Annotated in this window: 19 protein-coding genes; 2 read left to right on the top strand and 17 right to left on the bottom strand. The window is 62.1% G+C overall.

What is annotated here, in order from left to right; translation table 11 throughout:
- Window positions 1-4: 4 nt before the first annotated feature.
- From INS93_RS11785 to INS93_RS11820, 8 genes are all read right to left on the bottom strand, one after another.
- Window positions 5-472: a hypothetical protein gene (locus INS93_RS11785; RefSeq protein WP_192982110.1), complete on the bottom strand. Its 468-nt coding sequence runs from the start codon at window positions 470-472 to the stop codon at window positions 5-7.
- Between the two features lie 78 nt (window positions 473-550).
- Window positions 551-1,219 (bottom strand): hypothetical protein, encoded by a 669-nt coding sequence (locus INS93_RS11790; RefSeq protein ID WP_192982113.1) that lies wholly within the window; start codon window positions 1,217-1,219, stop codon window positions 551-553.
- Window positions 1,216-1,788, bottom strand: a complete 573-nt coding sequence (locus INS93_RS11795; protein ID WP_192982116.1) for an RNA polymerase sigma factor — start codon at window positions 1,786-1,788, stop codon at window positions 1,216-1,218. Before INS93_RS11795 ends, INS93_RS11790 begins: the two co-directional genes overlap by 4 nt.
- Window positions 1,785-3,485 (bottom strand): VWA domain-containing protein, encoded by a 1,701-nt coding sequence (locus INS93_RS11800; protein ID WP_192982118.1) that lies wholly within the window; start codon window positions 3,483-3,485, stop codon window positions 1,785-1,787. The genes INS93_RS11795 and INS93_RS11800 overlap by 4 nt, the downstream gene beginning before the upstream one ends.
- An 86-nt stretch (window positions 3,486-3,571) precedes the next feature.
- Window positions 3,572-5,017: a PLP-dependent aminotransferase family protein gene (locus INS93_RS11805; protein ID WP_074674926.1), complete on the bottom strand. Its 1,446-nt coding sequence runs from the start codon at window positions 5,015-5,017 to the stop codon at window positions 3,572-3,574.
- A gap of 177 nt (window positions 5,018-5,194) precedes the next feature.
- Window positions 5,195-6,007 (bottom strand): OmpA family protein, encoded by an 813-nt coding sequence (locus INS93_RS11810; RefSeq protein WP_192982121.1) that lies wholly within the window; start codon window positions 6,005-6,007, stop codon window positions 5,195-5,197.
- Complete coding sequence (locus INS93_RS11815; RefSeq protein WP_192982123.1) at window positions 6,007-6,357, bottom strand: DUF4398 domain-containing protein; 351 nt, start codon at window positions 6,355-6,357, stop codon at window positions 6,007-6,009. The genes INS93_RS11810 and INS93_RS11815 overlap by 1 nt, the downstream gene beginning before the upstream one ends.
- A gap of 9 nt (window positions 6,358-6,366) precedes the next feature.
- Window positions 6,367-7,200, bottom strand: coding sequence for a substrate-binding periplasmic protein (locus INS93_RS11820; RefSeq protein ID WP_160016642.1), 834 nt, complete (start codon window positions 7,198-7,200; stop codon window positions 6,367-6,369).
- A 113-nt stretch (window positions 7,201-7,313) separates the two neighbouring features.
- On the opposite strand from INS93_RS11820, the gene INS93_RS11825 reads away from it, so the two are divergent.
- Window positions 7,314-8,240, top strand: a complete 927-nt coding sequence (locus INS93_RS11825) for an alpha/beta fold hydrolase (RefSeq protein WP_192982126.1) — start codon at window positions 7,314-7,316, stop codon at window positions 8,238-8,240.
- An 829-nt stretch (window positions 8,241-9,069) separates the two neighbouring features.
- Here INS93_RS11825 and INS93_RS11830 read toward each other — a convergent pair.
- Entirely contained in the window at window positions 9,070-9,999 is a 930-nt protein-coding gene (locus INS93_RS11830; protein ID WP_192982128.1) for an electron transfer flavoprotein subunit alpha/FixB family protein, read from the bottom strand.
- Entirely contained in the window at window positions 10,000-10,749 is a 750-nt protein-coding gene (locus tag INS93_RS11835; protein ID WP_160016648.1) for an electron transfer flavoprotein subunit beta/FixA family protein, read from the bottom strand.
- A gap of 324 nt (window positions 10,750-11,073) precedes the next feature.
- On the opposite strand from INS93_RS11835, the gene INS93_RS11840 reads away from it, so the two are divergent.
- The gene (locus tag INS93_RS11840) at window positions 11,074-12,738 is read left to right on the top strand and encodes an electron transfer flavoprotein-ubiquinone oxidoreductase (RefSeq protein ID WP_192982131.1); all 1,665 of its coding nucleotides are present in this window, start codon (window positions 11,074-11,076) and stop codon (window positions 12,736-12,738) included.
- A gap of 127 nt (window positions 12,739-12,865) precedes the next feature.
- Here INS93_RS11840 and INS93_RS11845 read toward each other — a convergent pair whose 3' ends face one another.
- The 7 genes from INS93_RS11845 to accD all read right to left on the bottom strand — a co-directional run bounded on the left by INS93_RS11845 (window position 12,866) and on the right by accD (window position 19,951).
- Window positions 12,866-13,642, bottom strand: coding sequence for an SDR family oxidoreductase (locus tag INS93_RS11845; RefSeq protein ID WP_160016651.1), 777 nt, complete (start codon window positions 13,640-13,642; stop codon window positions 12,866-12,868).
- A 2-nt stretch (window positions 13,643-13,644) separates the two neighbouring features.
- Entirely contained in the window at window positions 13,645-14,856 is a 1,212-nt protein-coding gene (locus INS93_RS11850; RefSeq protein WP_192982134.1) for an O-succinylhomoserine sulfhydrylase, read from the bottom strand.
- 112 nt (window positions 14,857-14,968) lie between these two features.
- Window positions 14,969-16,477: an amidophosphoribosyltransferase gene (gene purF / locus INS93_RS11855; protein WP_160016653.1), complete on the bottom strand. Its 1,509-nt coding sequence runs from the start codon at window positions 16,475-16,477 to the stop codon at window positions 14,969-14,971.
- A 75-nt stretch (window positions 16,478-16,552) separates the two neighbouring features.
- A complete protein-coding gene (locus INS93_RS11860) occupies window positions 16,553-17,074 on the bottom strand; it encodes a CvpA family protein (RefSeq protein WP_003461125.1) in 522 nt (173 codons plus the stop codon).
- An 86-nt stretch (window positions 17,075-17,160) separates the two neighbouring features.
- Window positions 17,161-17,778 carry an SPOR domain-containing protein gene (locus tag INS93_RS11865; protein ID WP_192982136.1) on the bottom strand — a complete coding sequence of 206 codons (618 nt, stop codon included), beginning with the start codon at window positions 17,776-17,778 and terminating at the stop codon, window positions 17,161-17,163.
- A gap of 14 nt (window positions 17,779-17,792) precedes the next feature.
- Window positions 17,793-19,070, bottom strand: a complete 1,278-nt coding sequence (gene folC, locus INS93_RS11870) for a bifunctional tetrahydrofolate synthase/dihydrofolate synthase (protein ID WP_192982138.1) — start codon at window positions 19,068-19,070, stop codon at window positions 17,793-17,795.
- Window positions 19,067-19,951, bottom strand: coding sequence for an acetyl-CoA carboxylase, carboxyltransferase subunit beta (gene accD, locus INS93_RS11875; RefSeq protein ID WP_160016657.1), 885 nt, complete (start codon window positions 19,949-19,951; stop codon window positions 19,067-19,069). The genes folC and accD overlap by 4 nt, the downstream gene beginning before the upstream one ends.
- Window positions 19,952-19,977 lie beyond the last annotated feature (26 nt).

Raw genomic sequence — 19,977 nt, forward strand, 5'->3', positions numbered from 1 at the left:
AGAATTACTGCTTGAACTCGAACTGCAGCTCAGCGCCTTCGATGGAGTCCCAGTAGTCGTCGACCCGTTCGTTGCTGATCAGTCGGCCACTGATCTGGAACGGGCTTTGAACTTCGGGTTTCTCGCCAAACAGCGGTGGCAGAACCGGCGAGAGTTCCTCGCGCGTTTCACTTTCCAGCGCCTGCTCGAACAGCTCCTGCGGCACGCTCAGGTCCAACACCAGTTTCGACTCGGGCTCTGCCGGCTTGGGCTGTGGCGCTGCAGCAGGCTTGGGCTTGGCGGCGACGGGTGGTTTGGCGGGTGTAGCCACTGGTTTGGCCTCGACCGGCTCTGGCTTGGCAGCAGGCACCTTGGCCGGTGTCGCAACCACTACCGGCTCTGGCTCGGGCTGCTGCGCAACAGGCTCCGGCTCACGCTCACAGGCGCTCAGCCAACCCAGGCACAGCAGTAGAAGAATGGACTTACGCATCATGGGACAAGATCAACTCGATCAGTAACGCGCCCATGCTCCTCCGCATGGGCGCGCCTGACAAGTCGACTTACACGACTTTTACTTCGGTTCCTGCGCGGCCAGGTGTGCGAGTTCGGCTTCGATATCCAGTTGCGGATAGTCGGCCTTCAGCTGCTCCAGCAGCCGCTGCGCCTCGTCCTGCTCGCCCGCCTTGCGCAGCTCCAGCAGACGCAGCAGCGCCTCGCGCGGCTCGCTCCGGACCACCAGCTCGGCCATGGGCGCCAGCGCAGCGCCACTGGCCATCGGTGCCTCAGCCCTATCGGCAGAGGGCGCCTGGCGTGCCATGGCCTGGCTTCTCATGCGTTCCTGCGGGGCAGCCACAGGCGCAACCGCCTCCTGCTCTGCCGCACGCTTGGCCGCCATCGGCGCCGGCGCGGCCGGGCTCATCGCAACGCTGGGCGGTACCGCATCGAAGGCATCCGGCGTCTGCTCCAGCGTGCGCCAGGTCAGGCTGACACCGATCCCGACACAGGCCAGCCCAGCCACGGCCACCGACCAGCGCTGACGGCCACTACCGAACAGCCATTGGTGCAGGCGCTGCGCCCAGCCGGATTCAGCCTCGTCGGGCTGATGCGCTTCTCGGGCAGCCGCACTGGCCGCCGCCAGGATACGTGCATCCAGCTCGGCCGAGGGCTCGCCATTGCCATGGGCACGGAAATGCGCCAGCAGCGCCTGTTCGTGGTCCAGAGGTTCTCGTTCATGGGTCATGCGGACAACTCCTCGGTGGCCAGCAGCCGGCGCAATTTCTGCAGGGCATAACGCAGACGGCTCTTGACCGTCTCGGCCGGCGTGCGGGTCAGCTCGGCAATCTCGTTCAGTTCCAGGTCGCCATGGGCGCGCAGCAGAAACACTTCGCGCTGATCTTCCGGCAAGTCGGCCAGCGCCGCCTGCAGCCGCTCACTGTCGCGACTCAGGCTCCACTGCTGCTCAGGGCCGGGCTGTGGATCGGCCTGGGCGTGCTGGCCTTCATCGTATTCGTCATGCCCGGCCTGATGACGGCCCGTCTTGCGCCAGTGGTCGATCAGGCGGTTGCGGGCGATCTGGTACAACCAGGTCTTGAACAGCACCGCCTCGCGCTGCTCGCTCTGACTGCGTACCAGGCTCATCCAGGTGTCCTGGAACACTTCCTCGGCCAGGGCGTGATCACCACACAGGCCGAGCAGAAAGCGAAACAGGCCCAGACGATGGCGCTGGTAGAGCATGTTGAAAGCGGCGGCATCGCCGCGGCGGTAACGCCGCAATAAAGCGGCGTCGTCATCCGTGAGAGGTGCGTTCACTGCTGAGCTCGTGCAGGGGTTGAAGCCGAAGTGTGCAGGCTCTGGGCGATTTCGGCCAGTTGGATGAACTCGCCACGCAGGCCGAAGCGATCCTCGCCCTTGGCCGAACGCGCCAGCGCGATGCTCTGCGCCAGATCGAAATCGCCGGTGTAGCGGCCGTCCTTGAGCTGCTGGGCGAATGCAGCCACCGCTGCGGCAAAGCGCAGATCCTCGCTGGCAGTCGCGACCGGCTTGGCCTCGGCCCGCACGATGGGCCGCTCCAGCAGACGGCTGACCGCCTCGCCTGTGGCCTTGTAGCGAATCCGCAGCCAGGCCAACTCGCCGCTCTTGCTCGCGGGCTTCGCACCAGCCTGATAACGCAAGGGCTCCAGCCAGCCTTTGGCGCCCGCCGGGACGATCTCGTAGAGCGCGGTGACGGTATGCCCGGCGCCGATATCACCGGCGTCGACCTTGTCATTACTGAAGTCCTCGCGCTTGAGCGCCCGGTTCTCGTAGCCCAGCAGACGATACTCACTGATCTCGCTCGGATTGAACTCCAGTTGCAGCTTCACGTCGCTGGCCACCGTGGCGAGGGTGGAAGCGAGCTGATCCACCAGCACCTTGCGCGCTTCGCGCAAATTATCGATGTAGGCGTAATTGCCGTTGCCGGCGTCGGCCAACTGCTCCATCAGGTGCTCGTTGTAGTTGTCCACGCCAAAGCCAAGGGTGGTCAGCGAGACACCTGTCTTGCGCTTGTCGGCCGCCATTTGCTTGAGGCTATCGAAGTCGCTGATGCCCACATTGAAGTCACCATCGGTGGCCAGCAGGATGCGGTTGATGCCGCCATCGATCAGATGCTTGCTCGCCTGCTGGTAGGCCAGCTGGATACCCGACTCCCCCGCCGTCGAACCGCCAGCGTTCAGTTGATCGATGGCAGCGCGGATCTTCGCCTTGTCGCTGCCGGGCGTGGAATCCAGCACCACCTGGCTGTCACCGGCATAGGTAACCAGCGAGACGCGATCCTGCGGGCGAAGCTGATCGACCAGCAGCTTCAACGTGCCCTGCACCATCGGCAGGCCTTCGCGGCGATGCATGGAACCGGACACGTCGACGAGGAATACCAGATTGGCCGGCGGCAGTTCCTCGACGCTGCGATCCGACGCCTTGATGGCAATGCGCAGCAGGCGCGTCTGCGCGTTCCACGGCGTCACCGCCAGTTCGGTGCTGACACCGAAGGGCGCGTCGCCCTGAGGCAGCGGATAGGTATAAGGGAAGTAGTTGACCAACTCCTCCAGACGCACGGCATCCTTCGGTGGCAGCTGCCCGCCATTGAGGAAGCGCCGCACGTTGGCGTAGCTGCCGGTATCGACATCGATGCTGAAGGTAGAAACCGGAGTCTCGGCGACAGCGAACACCGGATTATCGGCATAGGCCTGGTACTGCTCGCGCGATTCGTCATGGTAGCCCGGAGGCAGGACATCGGCGACGGGAGACGGTGCGTGAGCCAGGGTCGCCATGCGCTTCTGGCTGGCTGCTGCAGGCATCTCGGCTGCTACAGGTGCAGCCAGACGTTCACGGACGAGTGTCGCCGCCGGCTCCGAGCTGGCCTGGGCTTCCGGCTCCGGGCCAGAGGCACTACAGGCGGCGAGCAGCAGCAAGGTGCTCGCGGAAAAACCGACGGCGAACGGGCGAACAAGTAATGAGGAATAAGCGAACATGATGCACCTCCTGAGCAATGGCACGAGACCTTCGCTCAGGTAGACGCAGCCCCTCGATGAAACGGGTTAACCCAGGACGTACTTTCTCAACCCTCCCAGGAACCGCCCGCCTCCTGGCACAGCTGCGTGGCCAGCATGCCCAGGGTCATCAGCGCCCTCTCCGCCTCACGGTTCCACGGAATGCCGCAGTTGAGCCGCACGCAATGATTGAACTGCTCGGTGTTGCTGAAGATCAGCCCCGGCGCGATCGAGATGCCCTGCTGCAGCGCACGTACGTGCAGATCCTTGGTATTGACCCGCGCCGGCAGGCTGACCCAGAGGATGAAGCCGCCCTTGGGCCGGGTCATCTGCGTGCCGATCGGGAAATACTGCTGCACCGCCAACTGGAAGGCGTTGAGGTTCTTGCGATATTCCTGACGGATATGCCGCAGGTGACGATCGTAACCACCATTTTCCAGATAGGCCGCTACCGCCATCTGGGTGACGCTACACGCCGAATGGGTGGAAAAGGTCTGCAGCCGCTGAATCTCGTCCTGATACTTGCCAGCGACGATCCAGCCAATGCGCACACCCGGCGACAGCGTCTTGGAGAAGCTCGAGCAATAGATCACCCGGCTGTCGCGATCATGCGACTTCAGCGCCTTGGTCGGCCCCTGCTCGAACATCAGCTCGCCGTAGATATCGTCCTCGACGATCTGGAAATCGTAATCGCCGGCCAGGCGCAACAACTGACGCTGACGCTCCTCGGGAATGGTACCGCCCAGCGGGTTGGACAACCGCGCAGTCAGCACCAGTGCCTTGATCGGCCACTGGTTGGCCGCCAGTTGCAACGCTTCGAGGCTGATGCCGGTGGTGGGGTCACAGGGAATCTCGATGACCTTGAGGCCCAGCAGATCGGCCAGTTGCAGCAGGCCGTAATAGGTTGGCGACTCCACCGCGATCAGATCGCCCGGTTTGGTAAGCACACGCAGGCTCATCTGCAGCGCATCGACGCAACCGTGGGTGATCACCACCTCGGACGGGTCGACCACCACGCCGGCATCGCGCATGCGGATCGCCACCTGGCGGCGCAGCGGCTCGAAGCCGGGGCTGAACATGTAGCTGAACGCACGTGGGCTGTGAAAACGAGTGACCTTGGCCAACTGTTGGTGCAGCGCACGCACCGGCAGGTAATCGACATGCGGCACCGCGGCGCCCAGCGGGAACACGCCTTCACGACGCGACTCGGTGAGCACCTGGTTGATGATGCTGGCGCGGGTGACCAGGCCTGGCCGCTCCACCTTGGCGATATCCGGCGTCGGCGCGGTCAGTGCTGGCGTCTGGTGGACGTAGAAGCCGGATTGCGGGCGCGCACGAATCAACCCCTGATCTTCAAGGTTGGCGTACGCCTGCAAAACCGTGGCATGGCTGACATTGAGCTGCGCACTCATCTTGCGCACCGAAGGCACGCGCTCGCCGGGCTGGTAGACACCGCGACGAATATCTTCGGCCAACTGCTGGGCGATACGTTGATAGAGCAGCAGATTGGTCATAGCGGTATCCTCCGGGTCACTGGAGCATAACAGTAACCTATTGCTACACAATTGTACCGGCACAGATTCTATCTGTTTTTCTGGTACGGCATAACTTGCCGAAATCGCGCGGTGCCGTAGCCATTTTCAGCGCACAAAAAACCCCGGACGCTGCCGGGGTTTGGTCAGGTATTTCGCTCAACGCTCGGCGCCGAGCTGGCCTCTCTCGTCGGAGAAGACGATCTCCACCCGCCGATTCTGTGCCCGACCACGCGCCGAAGCGTTTTCCGCTACGGGGAAGTCGACGCCGTAACCGGCCACCTGAATACGCTTGGCATCCACGCCCAGGTCCACCAGTAGATCGGCTACAGCCTGTGCGCGTGCGCGCGACAGTTGGAGATTCTCGGCAGCATCACCGGTATTGTCGGTGTAGCCCTCGATCCGCACGCGGCGCTGTGGATTGATCTGCAGGAACTGCACGAGATTGAGCACCGTCCGGTTGGCTGCCGGCTGCAGCTCGGCACGACCGGCGTCGAACAGCATGTCACCCAGGGTCATGACCAGGCCGCGCTCTGTCTCATTGGTGGCGAGGCTGACCATCTGCTCCTCCAGCCAGCCACTGTGCTGCTGCACGCTCATCAGCTTGGCCTCGCGCAACGTCAGTTGCAGGCGCTGGCGCTCCAGCTCAAGCTTGGCTGCGCGCTCCTGGTTGAGGCTGATATCGCTGTGCTGTCGGGCGATCGCGGCATAGCGCTGGCTGAGGTAAGCGTAATGACGGACATCATCGCCACTGCCCCAGTAACTGGACAGACGTTCGGCACGGGCCAGCGACTCGCCTGCGCGAATCACGTCCTTGGGTGCGGCGCGCAGCACACCGGGATCTTCCTTGACTGACTGGAAGCTCAGACGCGCCTCTTCCAGGGCCTGCTCGCTCGCCAACTGACTGGAGGCACAACCACTCAACAGCGCAGCGACCAGCATCAGGCCGCCCAGGAGCTCAAAATCCTTCATCACATGGCTCCCAATTGCTGGCGCAGACGGCCGATGCGGTGATTGAGCTCGGTCAGCTGTTCCCGCCCCTTACCATTGAGGTACTCAGCCTCGGCCAGACGCGCATCCAGCTCAGCCTGCTCGGCCAGCAGGCGCGCCTGCTTGTTTTCGCCGTCCTGCATGGCCACCTGTGCCTGGGCGAACTTGTCTTCAGCCTGGCGCAGTGACTCGGACTGCTGGCTAACCACGCCCAGGGATTTGGTCTGCGCCAACGCCTGTTCGGTCAGCCGTATCTGCTCGATGGGAGCAGGATCGCTGGCGCAGGCCGTCAGGCCCAGCGCCAGCAGCAAGGGAAGGGTTCGATTGATCACGAAAATTTCCTACTGAGTGACGTCGCCAACCGGATCGGGCTGCATCTGCTGCGCCTTCCAAAGTTCCAGGTTGCGTTGCAGGAACTGCTCAGGCAGGCCAGCGGCGACCATTTCTGTCATCTTTCGCGCCAGCTGGCCGCGTAGCCAAGGCTCATTGCATGCCGAATTGTGCGACAGGGTTAAGTAGAGGCCTTCGCTGGAAATCGGCGGGTCCAGCACCTCCAGATCATCGTCCATACCCAGCGTCTCGGCGAGCGCCAAGCCGGGGTAGCGCTCGTAGAGCACGTAGTCGGTGCGGCCAAGCAGCAACTTCTGGAAAGCCTGGGTCAGGCTGGAGACGCCCTCGAGCTTCAGGTTCTGTTTGGCGAAGGTATCGAACTGCTGGCCAAAACTGTTGCCCACCAGGGTGTCGCCGGTATGTCCCTGCAAGTCGATCCAGCTGCCATAGGGAAATGCTTCGCCCTTGCGCACCCAGACCACGCTGGGCGTATAAAAGAACGCCGGGTGCACGTAATCCATGTGTTCCAACCGCGGCAGAGTGATGAACGCCCCTGCAATCAGATCGACCCGCCCGGTACGCACTTCATCCTGCGCTCGCGACCAGGGCCCGGTGTAGATCACATCAACCACTACGCCGAGCTCCTTTGCCAGATGTTTGAGCAGATCGGCATTGGCGCCAATCAACTGCTGCGGGTTCTGTGGATCACGCCAAAGATAGGGGGGATATTCCGGGTTACCGGTCGCCACCAGGCGCTCGCATTTACCAACCGCCAGGGCCGCAGTCGGCATAACGACCAAGGCACACCACAGCAACAGCGACTTAAACAGACAACGCTCAGGCATTGGCTACTCTCGGTTTATGCGTTGATTGGCAGGATGAGCTTGGCACCCCGGCATCCTCTGTGTTCATGCTAGCTTAGTGGCGCCGCCGGAATAGCTCGCGATAAGGACGCGCCATGAAAAAACTGCTGCTCGCTTTGCTGCTACTGCTTCTCGCCGCCTCAGCAACGCTGTATTTCTTTCCCGCCACTCAGTTGACCAGCCTGCGCCTGATAGAACAACAGCGCGCCGGGCTCAGTCACGAGCGGCTATCTGTCCGTAATCTTAACATCCATTACTACCAGGGAGGACCGGCGAGTGGCGAAACGCTGGTGTTGCTCCACGGCTTCGCTGCAGACAAGGATAACTGGCTGCGTTTTTCTCGCCACCTGACCAAGGACTATCGCGTAATCGCACTGGACTTGCCCGGCTTCGGCGACAGCGACCTGCCCCCTGGCAGCTACGATGTCGGCACCCAGGCGGAACGCCTGGCGGGTATTCTCGATGCCATGGGCATCCAGCAAGCTCATGTGCTGGGCAATTCGATGGGTGGACACATTGCTGCACTCTTCGCGGCACGCTACCCGGATCGCGTCCACTCGCTGGCGCTATTGGCCAACGCAGGAGTCGACAGCCCGCACAAGAGCGAGCTGTATCGACTGCTGACCAGCGGCGCGCCCAACCCTCTGGTGGTCAAGCAGCCGCAGGATTTCGAAAATCTGCTGCAATTCATCTTCGTCGAGCCACCCTATCTGCCCGAGTCGCTCAAGCGATATCTGGGCGAGCGCTCCATGGCCAAGGCTGCGCACTATGAACGGGTATTCAAGCAACTGGTAGAGCGCAACATCCCATTGGAGCCCGAACTGGCAAAAATCCAGGCGCCCACTCTGCTGCTCTGGGGCAAGCAGGACCGGGTGCTGGACGTATCCAGCATCGAGGTCATGCAACCATTGCTACGCAAACCCAGCGTGGTGATCATGAAGAACGTCGGTCACGCCCCCATGCTCGAACGCCCCGAAGAAAGCGCCCTGCTCTACCGGCAGTTTCTGGAAGGCCTGAAGTGACACCAAGCACACGCAGGCAATAAAAAGGCTCTTCGCATAGTTTGGGGAAGTGCGAGTTGACACCGGACTGGCAAGTTTGTGTGCGTCTTGCTCACGGGCTTAGCATTATCCGTTACCGAGTCCACTGAGCGTTTGGGTTGCGCCCCTTACGGGCGCCACACCTTGATTCGCAGCGCTCACCCTGCGGGCCAGCCTGCGGCTGTTACTTCGCTTCGCTGCGTTTCCTCGCTCCGGCGCCGCTCCGGGGGCCGGCTTGCAAGGGCCATCCCTGGCCCTTTAAGTGGGGCCGCCATCGGTATCTCGCCGCATCCATGCGGCGTCCCCCTACGCAACACCTCCACTCGGCCTCCTGAAGGGGACCAGGCCGCGAGCTTGCGAAATCTCCGGAAGATCAAAGTCGGTAGCGTCTGGCTTTTGCTCTTTCACCGCGATGTACCAGACGACGCCCAAGTCCCCTTCAGGAGGCCGAGTGGAATCACCGTGGAAGGGGTTGAGCGGCATGGATGCCGCGAGAGCCGTGATGGGCCAGGGATGGCCCTTCTCGGCGTGCCCCTGTAACGGTGATGGAGCGAGGGAACCCCGGCGTAGCCGGGGCCGTATGTAGGGGTGTGTTTCTTTGCTTACTTTCTTTGCACAAGCAAAGAAAGTGAGTCGCCCGTAAGGGGCGAAACCCATCAGGCCAGGCGGCGTGTTAACGGAGAGTGCCAAGTCATCGACAGCTCACACAAACTTGCCAGTCCGTTATCGAACGTATCCTCCCTGCGAGAATGCGAAAAACCATAAAAAAACCCGCTCTGGTGAGCGGGTTTTTCGTTGCGGGAAAAGCGGCTTAGACCGACTTCTCCAGCTCCGGTACGGCTTCGAACAGGTCGGCGACCAGACCGTAGTCGGCAACCTGGAAGATCGGCGCCTCTTCGTCCTTGTTGATCGCAACGATGACCTTGGAGTCCTTCATGCCGGCCAGGTGCTGGATCGCGCCGGAGATACCGACGGCGATGTACAGCTGCGGCGCAACGATCTTGCCGGTCTGACCGACCTGCATGTCGTTCGGGACGAAGCCAGCATCGACCGCAGCGCGGGAAGCGCCGACGGCAGCACCCAGCTTGTCGGCCAGGGCGTACAGGTGCTTGAAGTTGTCGCCATTGCCCATGCCACGGCCACCGGAAACGACGATCTTGGCAGCGGTCAGTTCCGGACGGTCGGACTTGGCGAGTTCTTCGCCAACGAAGGCGGACTTGCCGGCATCGGCCGGGCCGGATACGGCTTCAACAGCGGCAGAACCGCCTTCGGCAGCAGCAGCGTCAAAACCGGTGCTACGTACGGTGATCACCTTGATGGCAGCCGAGGACTGCACGGTCGCAATGGCGTTACCGGCATAGATCGGACGCTTGAAGGTATCGGCGCTTTCGACGGCGATGATCTCGGAGATCTGATCGACGTCCAGCGCAGCGGCGACGCGCGGCAGGATGTTCTTGCCGTTGCTGGTGGCGGCAGCCAGGATGTGGCTGTAGTTCTTGCCCAGCTCGGCTACCAGCGGAGCGACGTTCTCCGGCAGTTGGTTGGCATAGGCAGCGTTGTCGGCAACCAGGACCTTGGCCACGCCGGCGATCTTGGCAGCGGCTTCGGCAGCAGCGCCAGCGTTGGCACCGGCTACCAGAACGTGAATGTCGCCACCGATCTTCTGCGCAGCAGCAACGGTGTTCAGGGTCGCGGCAGCCAGAGCGGCATTGGTGTGTTCAGCGATAACCAGGATAGTCATTTAGATTACCTTCGCCTCGTTCTTCAGTTTCTCGACCAGTTCAGCCACGGACTTGACCTTGATGCCAGCGCTGCGAGCAGCCGGCGCTTCGACTTTCAGGGTCTTGACGGTGGAGGCGGTGGAAACGCCCAGAGCGTCCGGGGTAACGGTTTCCAGCGGCTTCTTCTTGGCCTTCATGATGTTCGGCAGCGACGCATAGCGCGGCTCGTTCAGACGCAGGTCGGTGGTGACGATCGCCGGCAGGTTCAGCGCAACGGTCTGCAGACCGCCATCGATCTCACGGGTGACGTTGACCTTGTCGCCAGAAACTTCGACCTTGGAGGCGAAGGTGCCTTGGCCGAAGCCAGTCAGGGCGCCCAGCATCTGGCCGGTCTGGTTGTTGTCGCTGTCGATGGCCTGCTTGCCCATGATCACCAGCTGCGGCTGCTCCTTGTCGACCACTGCCTTGAGCAGCTTGGCCACGGCCAGGGAGTTCAGCTCGTCATTGGATTCAACCAGGATGGCGCGGTCGGCACCCAGAGCCAGCGCGGTGCGCAGTTGCTCCTGGGCGGTAGCCGGGCCGATGGAGACGACGACGATTTCGCTCGCCACGCCTTTCTCCTTCAGGCGCACGGCTTCTTCCACGGCGATTTCGCAGAAGGGGTTCATGGACATCTTGACGTTGGCGAGGTCGACGCCGCTGTTGTCCGCCTTGACGCGAACCTTGACGTTGTAGTCAACCACTCGTTTGACAGCTACAAGAACCTTCATGGATTCCTCGTTACTCTCCGGTGAATAAGAATGTCGCCAAGGCGAGCCTGGCCGGTGATGCAAAATCAGCCGCAACCAACCTTTCAGCTCAGACGGCGAGCGCAAAACCGCCCGTATCTTGACCCCGCGGCCTGGCCTGGTCAATACAGCGAACTGGCCGGTCATCCGCGATGTAGTACGATTCTAACAGGCCTACAGAAAATTCAAACAAACGTTTGTATTGGCCCGCTGAGAGGGTGTAGATATAATGCCCACGCCGTGCTTAGGGAGCGAGCCGCGCCCTCCAACATAAAATATCGAAGAGCCTTGAGTAGGAGATAGCCTGTGGAACGCGAATTTATGGAGTTCGACGTCGTCATCGTCGGCGCCGGCCCGTCCGGACTGTCCGCCGCCTGCCGACTGAAGCAGAAAGCCGCTGAAGCGGGTCAGGAGATCAGCGTCTGCGTGGTCGAGAAAGGCTCCGAAGTTGGCGCTCACATCCTCTCTGGCGCGGTATTCGAACCGCGCGCCCTGAATGAACTCTTCCCCGACTGGAAAGAACTTGGCGCCCCGCTCAATACCCCGGTCAAGCGCGATGACATCTACCTGCTGCGCGACGCTGACAAGGCTACCCGAATTCCTGACTTCTTTGTGCCAAAAACCATGCACAACGAAGGCAATTACATCATTTCCCTGGGCAACCTGTGCCGCTGGCTGGCCCAGCAGGCCGAGAATCTGGGCGTCGAGATCTACCCAGGCTTCGCCGCTCAGGAAGCGCTGATCGACGAGAATGGCGTGGTACGCGGCATCGTCACCGGTGATCTGGGTGTCGACCGTGAAGGCAACCCCAAGGAAGGCTACTACACCCCCGGCATGGAACTGCGTGCCAAGTACACCCTGTTCGCCGAAGGCTGCCGTGGCCACATCGGCAAGCAACTGATCAAGCAATACAACCTCGACAGCGAAGCCGACGCCCAGCATTACGGCATCGGCATCAAGGAAATCTGGGACATCGACCCGGCCAAGCATGAACAAGGCCTGGTGGTGCACACCGCTGGCTGGCCGATGGACATCATGGGCACCGAAAATACCGGTGGTTCCTTCCTCTATCACCTGGAGAACAACCAGGTGGTAGTCGGCCTGATCATCGATCTGTCCTATTCCAACCCGCATCTGTCGCCGTTCGACGAGTTCCAGCGCTACAAGCACCACCCGGTGATTGCCCAGTACCTGGAAGGTGGCAAGCGTGTTGCGTACGGTGCTCGCGCCATCTGCAAGGGCGGTCTGAATTCGCTGCCGAAGATGGTCTTCCCGGGCGGCGCCCTGATCGGCTGTGACCTTGGCACCCTGAACTTTGCCAAGATCAAAGGTAGCCACACCGCGATGAAGTCCGGCATGCTCGCTGCCGACGCCATTGCCGAAGCACTGGCAGCCGGCCGTGAAGGCGGCGATGAGCTGAGCAACTATGTCGATGGCTTCAAGGCCAGCTGGCTGTACGACGAACTGTTCCGTAGCCGTAACTTCGGCGCAGCCATCCACAAATACGGCGCCATCGTCGGCGGCGGCATCAACTGGCTGGACCAGAACATCTTTGGCGGCAAGGCACCCTTCACCCTCCACGACAACAAGCCGGATTACGCCTGCCTGAAGCCGGCCGCAGAGTGCGCGAAGATCGCCTACCCGAAACCGGACGGCAAACTGAGCTTCGACAAACTGAGCTCGGTGTTCCTCTCCAACACCAACCACGAAGAAGAGCAGCCCTGCCACCTGAAGCTCACCGACCCGAGCATTCCGCTGGCGAAGAACCTGCCGCTGTACGACGAACCGGCGCAGCGTTACTGCCCGGCCGGAGTGTACGAAGTGGTGACGCAGGAAGACGGCGAGAAGAAGTTCCAGATCAACGCGCAGAACTGCGTGCACTGCAAGACCTGCGACATCAAGGACCCGGCCCAGAACATCACCTGGGTTGCGCCGGAAGGCACCGGTGGCCCGAATTACCCCAACATGTAATTCGCGCCACACGTGAAAAAGGCTCCTTCGGGAGCCTTTTTCGTTTCTGTCGAATTCGTAGGAGCGAGCTCTGCCCGCGAAGGTTTCAAGACCACGTTCCGCGAGCAGAGCTCGCTCCCACAGGCATTCAATCCTGATAGATCATCTTGCGGCTCATGCCGCCGTCGATGACGAACTCCTGCCCAGTGACGAAACCGGCCGCATCGGAGAGCAGCCAGGCGACCTGCGCCGCGACATCTTCCACCGTGCCGACACGGCCGACCGGATGTTGCGCATGATCGAACACCGACAGCGGCTCCAGGCGCTGCTGCGACGGGTCGCGAGAGTCGATCCAGCCTGGGCTGACGCAGTTGACGCGCACCTCCGGGCCCAGGCTGATCGACAGCGCGTGAGTGAGCGCGACAAGACCGCCCTTGCTCGCGGCATACGCCTCACAATCAGCCTCGGACTGGCTGGCGCGGGTGGAGGCGATATTGACGATGGCGCCGCGATGCCCACGCAAATATGGCGCACAGTGCTTGGCCAGCAGCATGGCGCCGGTCAGGTTGACCGCCAGCAGGCGATTCCAGCGCTTGAGGTCGAGCGACTCCAGCGGCGGCGTGTGCGGATCGGATATAGCCGCATTGCACACCAACGCATCGAGACGCCCGAACTGACCGAGCACCTCGGCGACGCCGACGCTGACCTGATCTTCCTTGGCCACATCCATGGCCACGAACCAGGCGTTATTACCCAAAGCACGTGCCACTCTGGAGCCACGCTCGCGGTCGACGTCGGCCAACACCACCTGCCAACCCTCGGTGATCAGCCAGGCACTGATACCCAGGCCGATGCCACGCGCGGCACCGGTGACCAGCGCGACACGCCCGTTGTTGGGCGTGTCATTCGTTCCCCACTCCAGCATGCTCAGAGCGCAGCCAGGCCGCGCGCCAGATCCGCCTTGAGGTCTTCCAGCTCTTCCAGGCCCACAGCGACGCGGATCAGGTTGTCGCGAATGCCGGCGTTAGCACGCTCCTGCGGAGTCAGGCGGCCATGGGAGGTGGTAGCCGGATGGGCGACGGTGGTCTTGGTATCGCCGAGGTTGGTGGTGATGGAGATGACTCGCGTGGCATCGATCACCTTCCAGGCGGCATCACGACCGCCCTTGACCTCGAAACTGACCACGGCACCGAAGGCACTCTGCTGCTTTTTTGCCAGCTCATGCTGCGGATGGCTGGCTAGCCCCGCGTAATGCACGCGCTCGACCTGCGGCTGTTGCTCGAGCCACAACGCCAGCTGCAGCGCACTTTCACTCTGTGCACGCATACGGATGCGCAGGGTTTCCAGGCCCTTGACGAACATCCAGGCGTTGAACGGGCTCAGAGTGGGCCCTGCGGTACGCAGGAAACCGACCACTTCCTTCATCTGCTCGCTACGCCCCGCCACCACACCGCCCAGGCCACGGCCCTGGCCGTCGATGTACTTGGTCGCCGAGTGCATGACGATATCGGCACCGAGCTTCAGCGGCTGTTGCAGGGCCGGGGTGCAGAAGCAGTTGTCCACCGCCAGCAGCGCGCCGCGCGCGTGAGCGATTTCGGCAAGCGCGGCGATATCCACCAGCTCGGCCAGCGGGTTGGATGGCGACTCGACGAACAACAACTTGGTATTGGGTTTGAACGCGCCCTGCCAGGCATCGAGATCGGCCAGCGGCACGTAATCGACCTCGATGCCGAAGCGCTTGAGGTACTTCTCGAACAGACTGATGGTGGAGCCGAACACACTGCGCGACACCAGCACATGGTCACCGCCACTGCACAGGCTCATGACGATGGCGAGGATCGCCGACATGCCGGAGGCAGTCGCCACCGCCTGCTCGGCGCCTTCCAGCGCGGCGATGCGCTCCTCGAAGGTGCGCACGGTGGGGTTGGTATAACGCGAATAGACGTTGCCCGGCACCTCACCAGCAAAGCGTGCAGCGGCATCGGCAGCGGTACGGAACACGTAACTGGATGTCAGGTACAACGCTTCGCCATGCTCGCCCTCGGGCGAACGGTGCTGGCCAGCACGCACCGCCAGGGTGTCGAAGCCTACGCCATCCAGGTCGCTGTCGAGCCTGCCGGCATCCCATTCCTGTGTCATATCGCTACCTCAAGCAATGTAGCCCGGATGCAATCCGGGAAATCCTTTGTGATATCCCCCGGACTGCATCCGGGCTACGGACCAGGCAGGACCGCTGCCCTGCCCGCTCGAATCAGTTGTTATACAGATCGATGATCGCGCTGACGGCCTGCGATTTGACCTTGCTGGCATCGTTGCGCGCCTGCTCGATCTTGTCCAGGTAGGCTTCGTCGACGTCGCCGGTGACGTACTTGCCGTCGAACACCGCGCAGTCGAAGTTGTCGATCTTGATCTTCTTGCTGCCACTGACCGCCTCGATCAGGTCCGGCAGATCCTGGTAGATCAGCCAGTCGGCACCGATCAGCTCGCAGACCTCTTCAGTGGTCCGGCCGTGCGCGATCAGCTCATGGGCGCTAGGCATATCGATGCCGTAGACGTTCGGGTAACGTACCGCCGGGGCTGCCGAGCAGAAGTAGACGTTCTTCGCGCCAGCCTCGCGGGCCATCTGAATGATCTGCTTGCAGGTGGTGCCACGCACGATGGAGTCGTCCACCAGCATCACGTTCTTGCCGCGGAACTCCAACTCGATGGCGTTGAGCTTCTGCCGTACGGATTTCTTGCGTGCCGCCTGGCCGGGCATGATGAAGGTGCGGCCGATGTAGCGGTTCTTGACGAAACCTTCGCGGAATTTCACGCCCAGATGATTGGCCAGCTCCAGCGCCGCCGTACGGCTGGTGTCGGGAATCGGGATGACCACGTCGATGTCATGATCCGGACGCTCACGGAGAATCTTGTCGGCCAGCTTCTCGCCCATGCGCAGACGCGCCTTGTACACCGAGATACCGTCCATGATCGAGTCCGGGCGCGCCAGGTAAACGTGCTCGAAGATGCAGGGCGCGTACTGCGGGTTGGCCGCGCACTGACGAGTGAACAGCTTGCCCTCTTCGGTGATGTAGACCGCCTCGCCCGGCGCCAGGTCGCGGATAAGGGTGAAGCCGAGTACGTCCAGCGATACGCTCTCGGACGCGATCATGTACTCGACGCCTTCATCGGTATGGCGCTGGCCGAAGACGATCGGGCGAATGCCGTTGGGATCACGGAAGCCGACGATGCCATAACCGGTGATCATCGCGACGACGGCGTAACCGCCCAGGCAGCGCTCATGCACGTGGGTAACGGCGGCGAACACATCTTCTTCGGTCGGCTGCAGCTTGCCGCGCTGGGCAAGCTCATGGGCGAACACGTTGAGCAGCACTTCCGAATCGGAATTGGTGTTCACGTGACGCAGATCGGACTCGTAGATTTCCTTGGCCAACTGCTCGACGTTGGTCAGGTTACCGTTGTGCGCCAGGGTGATGCCGTAAGGCGAGTTGACGTAGAACGGCTGAGCTTCGGCCGAGCTGGAGCTACCAGCAGTCGGGTAGCGCACATGGCCGATGCCCATATGACCAACCAGGCGCTGCATGTGACGCTGCTGGAACACGTCACGCACCAGGCCGTTGTCCTTGCGCAGGAACAGGCGGCCATCATGGCTGGTGACAATACCGGCAGCATCCTGGCCGCGGTGCTGGAGGACGGTGAGCCCGTCATACAGCGCCTGATTGACGTTCGATTTACCGACGATACCGACGATGCCACACATGTGCCACGACCCCTGCTAGATAGTTCAGGCTAATTCAGCGACCGGCGCAGCGGTTACTCCGCGCAGGCCACTCTTTTAAAGCAGATCAGCTGGGTGAGCCGACCCACCGGTAAACCACTGATCGGACCACCCCAGAATGAGGTTCTTCGACCAGTCGGCGACCATCAGAAAATGCGGCACCAGCTGTGACTGTTGCCACCACGTATCCTGTTCCACGGGTGCCAGGCTGATCAGCCCGACCAGCAGCACCACCAACAAACCACCACGTGCGGCGCCGAATACCATGCCGAGAAAACGGTCGGTACCGGACAGGCCAGTCACACGGATCAGTTCGCCAATGAGGAAATTGACCAGAGCGCCCACCAGCAAGGTGGCGATGAAGAGAATGGCACAGGCTGCAATGACCCGCGCGGAAGGCGTTTCGATAAATTCGACGAGATGCTGGGCCAGTGCGCCACCGAACATCCAGGCGACCACACCTGCGATGATCCAGGTCAGCAGCGACAGGGCTTCCTTGACGAAGCCGCGCTTCAGACTGATCAAACTAGAAATGGCGATGACGGCGATGATCGCCCAATCGACCCAGGTGAATACCACGGTGCGGCCTACCAGCGGAAAAGGCGAAGTATTTTAGCAGAGCCCGGCGCATCGGGTAACCAGGCGCTGCAAAGTCCCTTGCGTGCTTAGCCTGCTTCCGGCTGGAAGCGCACGACAAAACCACTGAGTTTGTGCTGGCGGTTGAGCTGGTCACGCAGACGCTCGGCCTCGGCGCGCTCGATCAACGGACCAACGAACACCCGATTCATGCCGTCGAAGGTACGGATATAGGCGTTGTAACCCTGACTGCGCAGCGTTTTCTGCAGATTTTCTGCTCCAGCCCGACTGGACAGACTGGCCAACTGTACCGACCAGCTGATCGGCAGACTGTTGGCGTCCAGGCGGCCTTCCGGCTTGGCAGGAGCAGCGCTCACAACCTGTTCGGTCTTGACCGGATCGGGCTTGCTCTGCTGCGCGAGAGGCGGCGGGGTCGGCTTGGGCTGCTCAGGCACCTCGACGATCTGAGGCTCCACCTCTTCAACGGGAACCGGCTCCTGCGGCAACTCCTCGGGCTCGACGACCTCGGCAGGCTGCACGATGATCTCGGCAGCAGCCGGCGCTTGCGGCATGACCGGCGCATCCACTACCACGCGGCGCATCTCATCCTCGCGCGACAGCAGCATAGGCAGGAAAATCACCGCCAGCGCCACCAGCACCAGAGCACCGACCATGCGCTGCTTGAGCCCACTGTCCAGCATTGCCATCCCCAATCCCCTTATCAAGCCGGGCGGGCCAGCCAATCCAGGGCCTCGGCCACGCAGAAAAACGATCCGAACAACAGTATCTCGTCACCCTCTGCCGCCTGCTCGCACTGCGCATCGAGCGCGGTACGCACATCCGGGTACTGCACCACCGCCGCGCCCTGCCCCCGCAGGTGCTCGGCCAGGTCATCGGCAGAGCGTGAACGCGGCGTATCCAGCGGCGCCACGGCCCAACCAGAAACCAGACTCAGCAGCGGCGACACCACGCCGGGCAGATCCTTGTCGGCCAACAAACCGAACACCGCCCAGCGCTGCCCGGCCAGCGGGCGACTCTCCAGGCGCTGCGCCAGATAATCGGCGGCATGAGGATTATGCCCAACATCGAGCAACAGTGTGAGTGACTTGCCTCGCCAATCCAGCGCGCGACGATCCAGGCGCCCGGTTACCCGCGTGGCGAGCAGGGCCTCAACGATCTGCTGGTGATTCCACGGCAGCGGCAGAAGCGCATAGGCCTGCAACGCCAGCGCCGCGTTTTCCATTGGCAGATCAAGAAGCGGCAGCTGCTCGAGTCGCAGTACCTGGCCTTTTACGTCAAGGCCATACCAGGACCAGTCCTGCGCTTGCACGCTTAGGTCATAGTCACGACTGCGCAGGAACAGCGGCGTATCCAACGTGACTGCTTGCTGCAGCAATGGCAGCGGAGGGTCGAGGTCACCGCACAACGCAGGCATGCCGGCGCGCATGATCCCGGCCTTTTCGAAGGCGACCGATTCACGGGTATCGCCCAGCCAGTCAGCGTGATCCAGCCCGATGCTGGTGATCAGCGCCAGATCGGCATCGACCAGATTCACCGCATCCAGGCGCCCGCCGAGGCCAACTTCGAGCACCACGGCATCCAGCTGAGCACGCTCGAACAGCCAGAAGGCCGCCAGCGTACCCATCTCGAAATAGGTCAGGGAGATCTCGCCACGCGCGGCTTCGACCGCCGCAAAAGCCTGGCACAACTCTTCGTCGCTGGCTTCTCGCCCCTGCACAAGCACACGTTCGTTGTAACGCAGCAGGTGCGGTGAACTGTAAACACCGACGCGCTGCCCCTGGGCGGCGATCAGACTGGCGAGAAAGGCGCAGGTAGAGCCCTTGCCATTGGTACCGGTGACGGTAACCACCAATGGCGCAGGCTTGCCCAGGCCGAGCCGCTGCGCGACCTCACGCGAGCGCTCCAGGCCCATGTCGATGGCCGAAGGATGCAACTGCTCGAGATAGGCGAGCCACTCGCCCAGGCTGCGTTCGGTCATGCAGTGGCCGGCAGGGAAACCGGAGAGGGACGATTCATCATTTGCGCAAGCAGACGAGCCAGGCGCGGACGCAGCTCATCGCGCGAAATGATCATGTCGATGGCACCATGCTCGATGAGGAACTCGCTACGCTGGAAGCCTTCCGGCAGTTTCTCGCGCACGGTCTGCTCGATCACGCGCGGGCCGGCGAAACCGATCAGCGCCTTCGGCTCGGCCACGATGACATCTCCAAGCATTGCCAGGCTGGCGGAAACACCACCGTAGACCGGGTCAGTCAGCACGGAGATGAACGGCAGGCCTTCTTCACGCAGACGCGCCAGGGCGGCGGAAGTCTTGGCCATCTGCATCAGCGAGATCAGCGCTTCCTGCATGCGCGCACCGCCCGAAGCGGAGAAGCACACCAGCGGGCAGCGTTTTTCCAGCGCGACATTGGCCGCCTGGACGAAACGCTCACCGACGATGGCGCCCATGGAGCCACCCATGAAGGAGAACTCGAACGCGCAAACGGCGATCGGCATACCTTCGAGGGTGCCACTCATTGAGATCAGGGCGTCCTTCTCGCCGGTCTGCTTCTGCGCACCAGCCAGACGATCCTTGTACTTCTTGCTGTCGCGAAATTTCAGGCGGTCGACCGGTTCCAGATCAGCACCGATCTCCTCGCGGCCGTCGGCATCGAGGAAGATGTCGATACGCGCACGAGCGCCGATACGCATGTGGTGATTGCACTTGGGACAGACGTCGAGCGTCTTTTCCAGCTCAGGACGGTAGAGCACGGCATCACAGGACGGACATTTGTGCCACAGGCCCTCGGGCACAGAGCTCTTCTTCACCTCGGAACGCATGATCGAGGGAATGAGTTTGTCTACCAACCAGTTGCTCATGCTGTCATTTCTCCATAACCGTTGGT

It is taken from the genome of Pseudomonas sp. EggHat1 (assembly GCF_014892995.1).
GTDB lineage: Bacteria > Pseudomonadota > Gammaproteobacteria > Pseudomonadales > Pseudomonadaceae > Aquipseudomonas > Aquipseudomonas chaetocerotis.

What these genes read in the sequence shown, in the direction of transcription:
- INS93_RS11790 (WP_192982113.1), bottom strand. Translation starts at nt 1,219, where the DNA reads ATGACCCATGAACGAGAACCTCTGGACCACGAACAGGCGCTGCTGGCG.
- accD (WP_160016657.1), bottom strand. Translation starts at nt 19,951, where the DNA reads ATGAGCAACTGGTTGGTAGACAAACTCATTCCCTCGATCATGCGTTCC.
- INS93_RS11845 (WP_160016651.1), bottom strand. Translation starts at nt 13,642, where the DNA reads ATGCTGGAGTGGGGAACGAATGACACGCCCAACAACGGGCGTGTCGCG.
- INS93_RS11830 (WP_192982128.1), bottom strand. Translation starts at nt 9,999, where the DNA reads ATGACTATCCTGGTTATCGCTGAACACACCAATGCCGCTCTGGCTGCC.
- INS93_RS11785 (WP_192982110.1), bottom strand. Translation starts at nt 472, where the DNA reads ATGATGCGTAAGTCCATTCTTCTACTGCTGTGCCTGGGTTGGCTGAGC.
- INS93_RS11800 (WP_192982118.1), bottom strand. Translation starts at nt 3,485, where the DNA reads ATGTTCGCTTATTCCTCATTACTTGTTCGCCCGTTCGCCGTCGGTTTT.
- folC (WP_192982138.1), bottom strand. Translation starts at nt 19,070, where the DNA reads ATGACCGAACGCAGCCTGGGCGAGTGGCTCGCCTATCTCGAGCAGTTG.
- INS93_RS11850 (WP_192982134.1), bottom strand. Translation starts at nt 14,856, where the DNA reads ATGACACAGGAATGGGATGCCGGCAGGCTCGACAGCGACCTGGATGGC.
- INS93_RS11810 (WP_192982121.1), bottom strand. Translation starts at nt 6,007, where the DNA reads ATGAAGGATTTTGAGCTCCTGGGCGGCCTGATGCTGGTCGCTGCGCTG.
- INS93_RS11805 (WP_074674926.1), bottom strand. Translation starts at nt 5,017, where the DNA reads ATGACCAATCTGCTGCTCTATCAACGTATCGCCCAGCAGTTGGCCGAA.
- INS93_RS11820 (WP_160016642.1), bottom strand. Translation starts at nt 7,200, where the DNA reads ATGCCTGAGCGTTGTCTGTTTAAGTCGCTGTTGCTGTGGTGTGCCTTG.
- INS93_RS11835 (WP_160016648.1), bottom strand. Translation starts at nt 10,749, where the DNA reads ATGAAGGTTCTTGTAGCTGTCAAACGAGTGGTTGACTACAACGTCAAG.
- INS93_RS11825 (WP_192982126.1), top strand. Translation starts at nt 7,314, where the DNA reads ATGAAAAAACTGCTGCTCGCTTTGCTGCTACTGCTTCTCGCCGCCTCA.
- INS93_RS11865 (WP_192982136.1), bottom strand. Translation starts at nt 17,778, where the DNA reads ATGGCAATGCTGGACAGTGGGCTCAAGCAGCGCATGGTCGGTGCTCTG.
- purF (WP_160016653.1), bottom strand. Translation starts at nt 16,477, where the DNA reads ATGTGTGGCATCGTCGGTATCGTCGGTAAATCGAACGTCAATCAGGCG.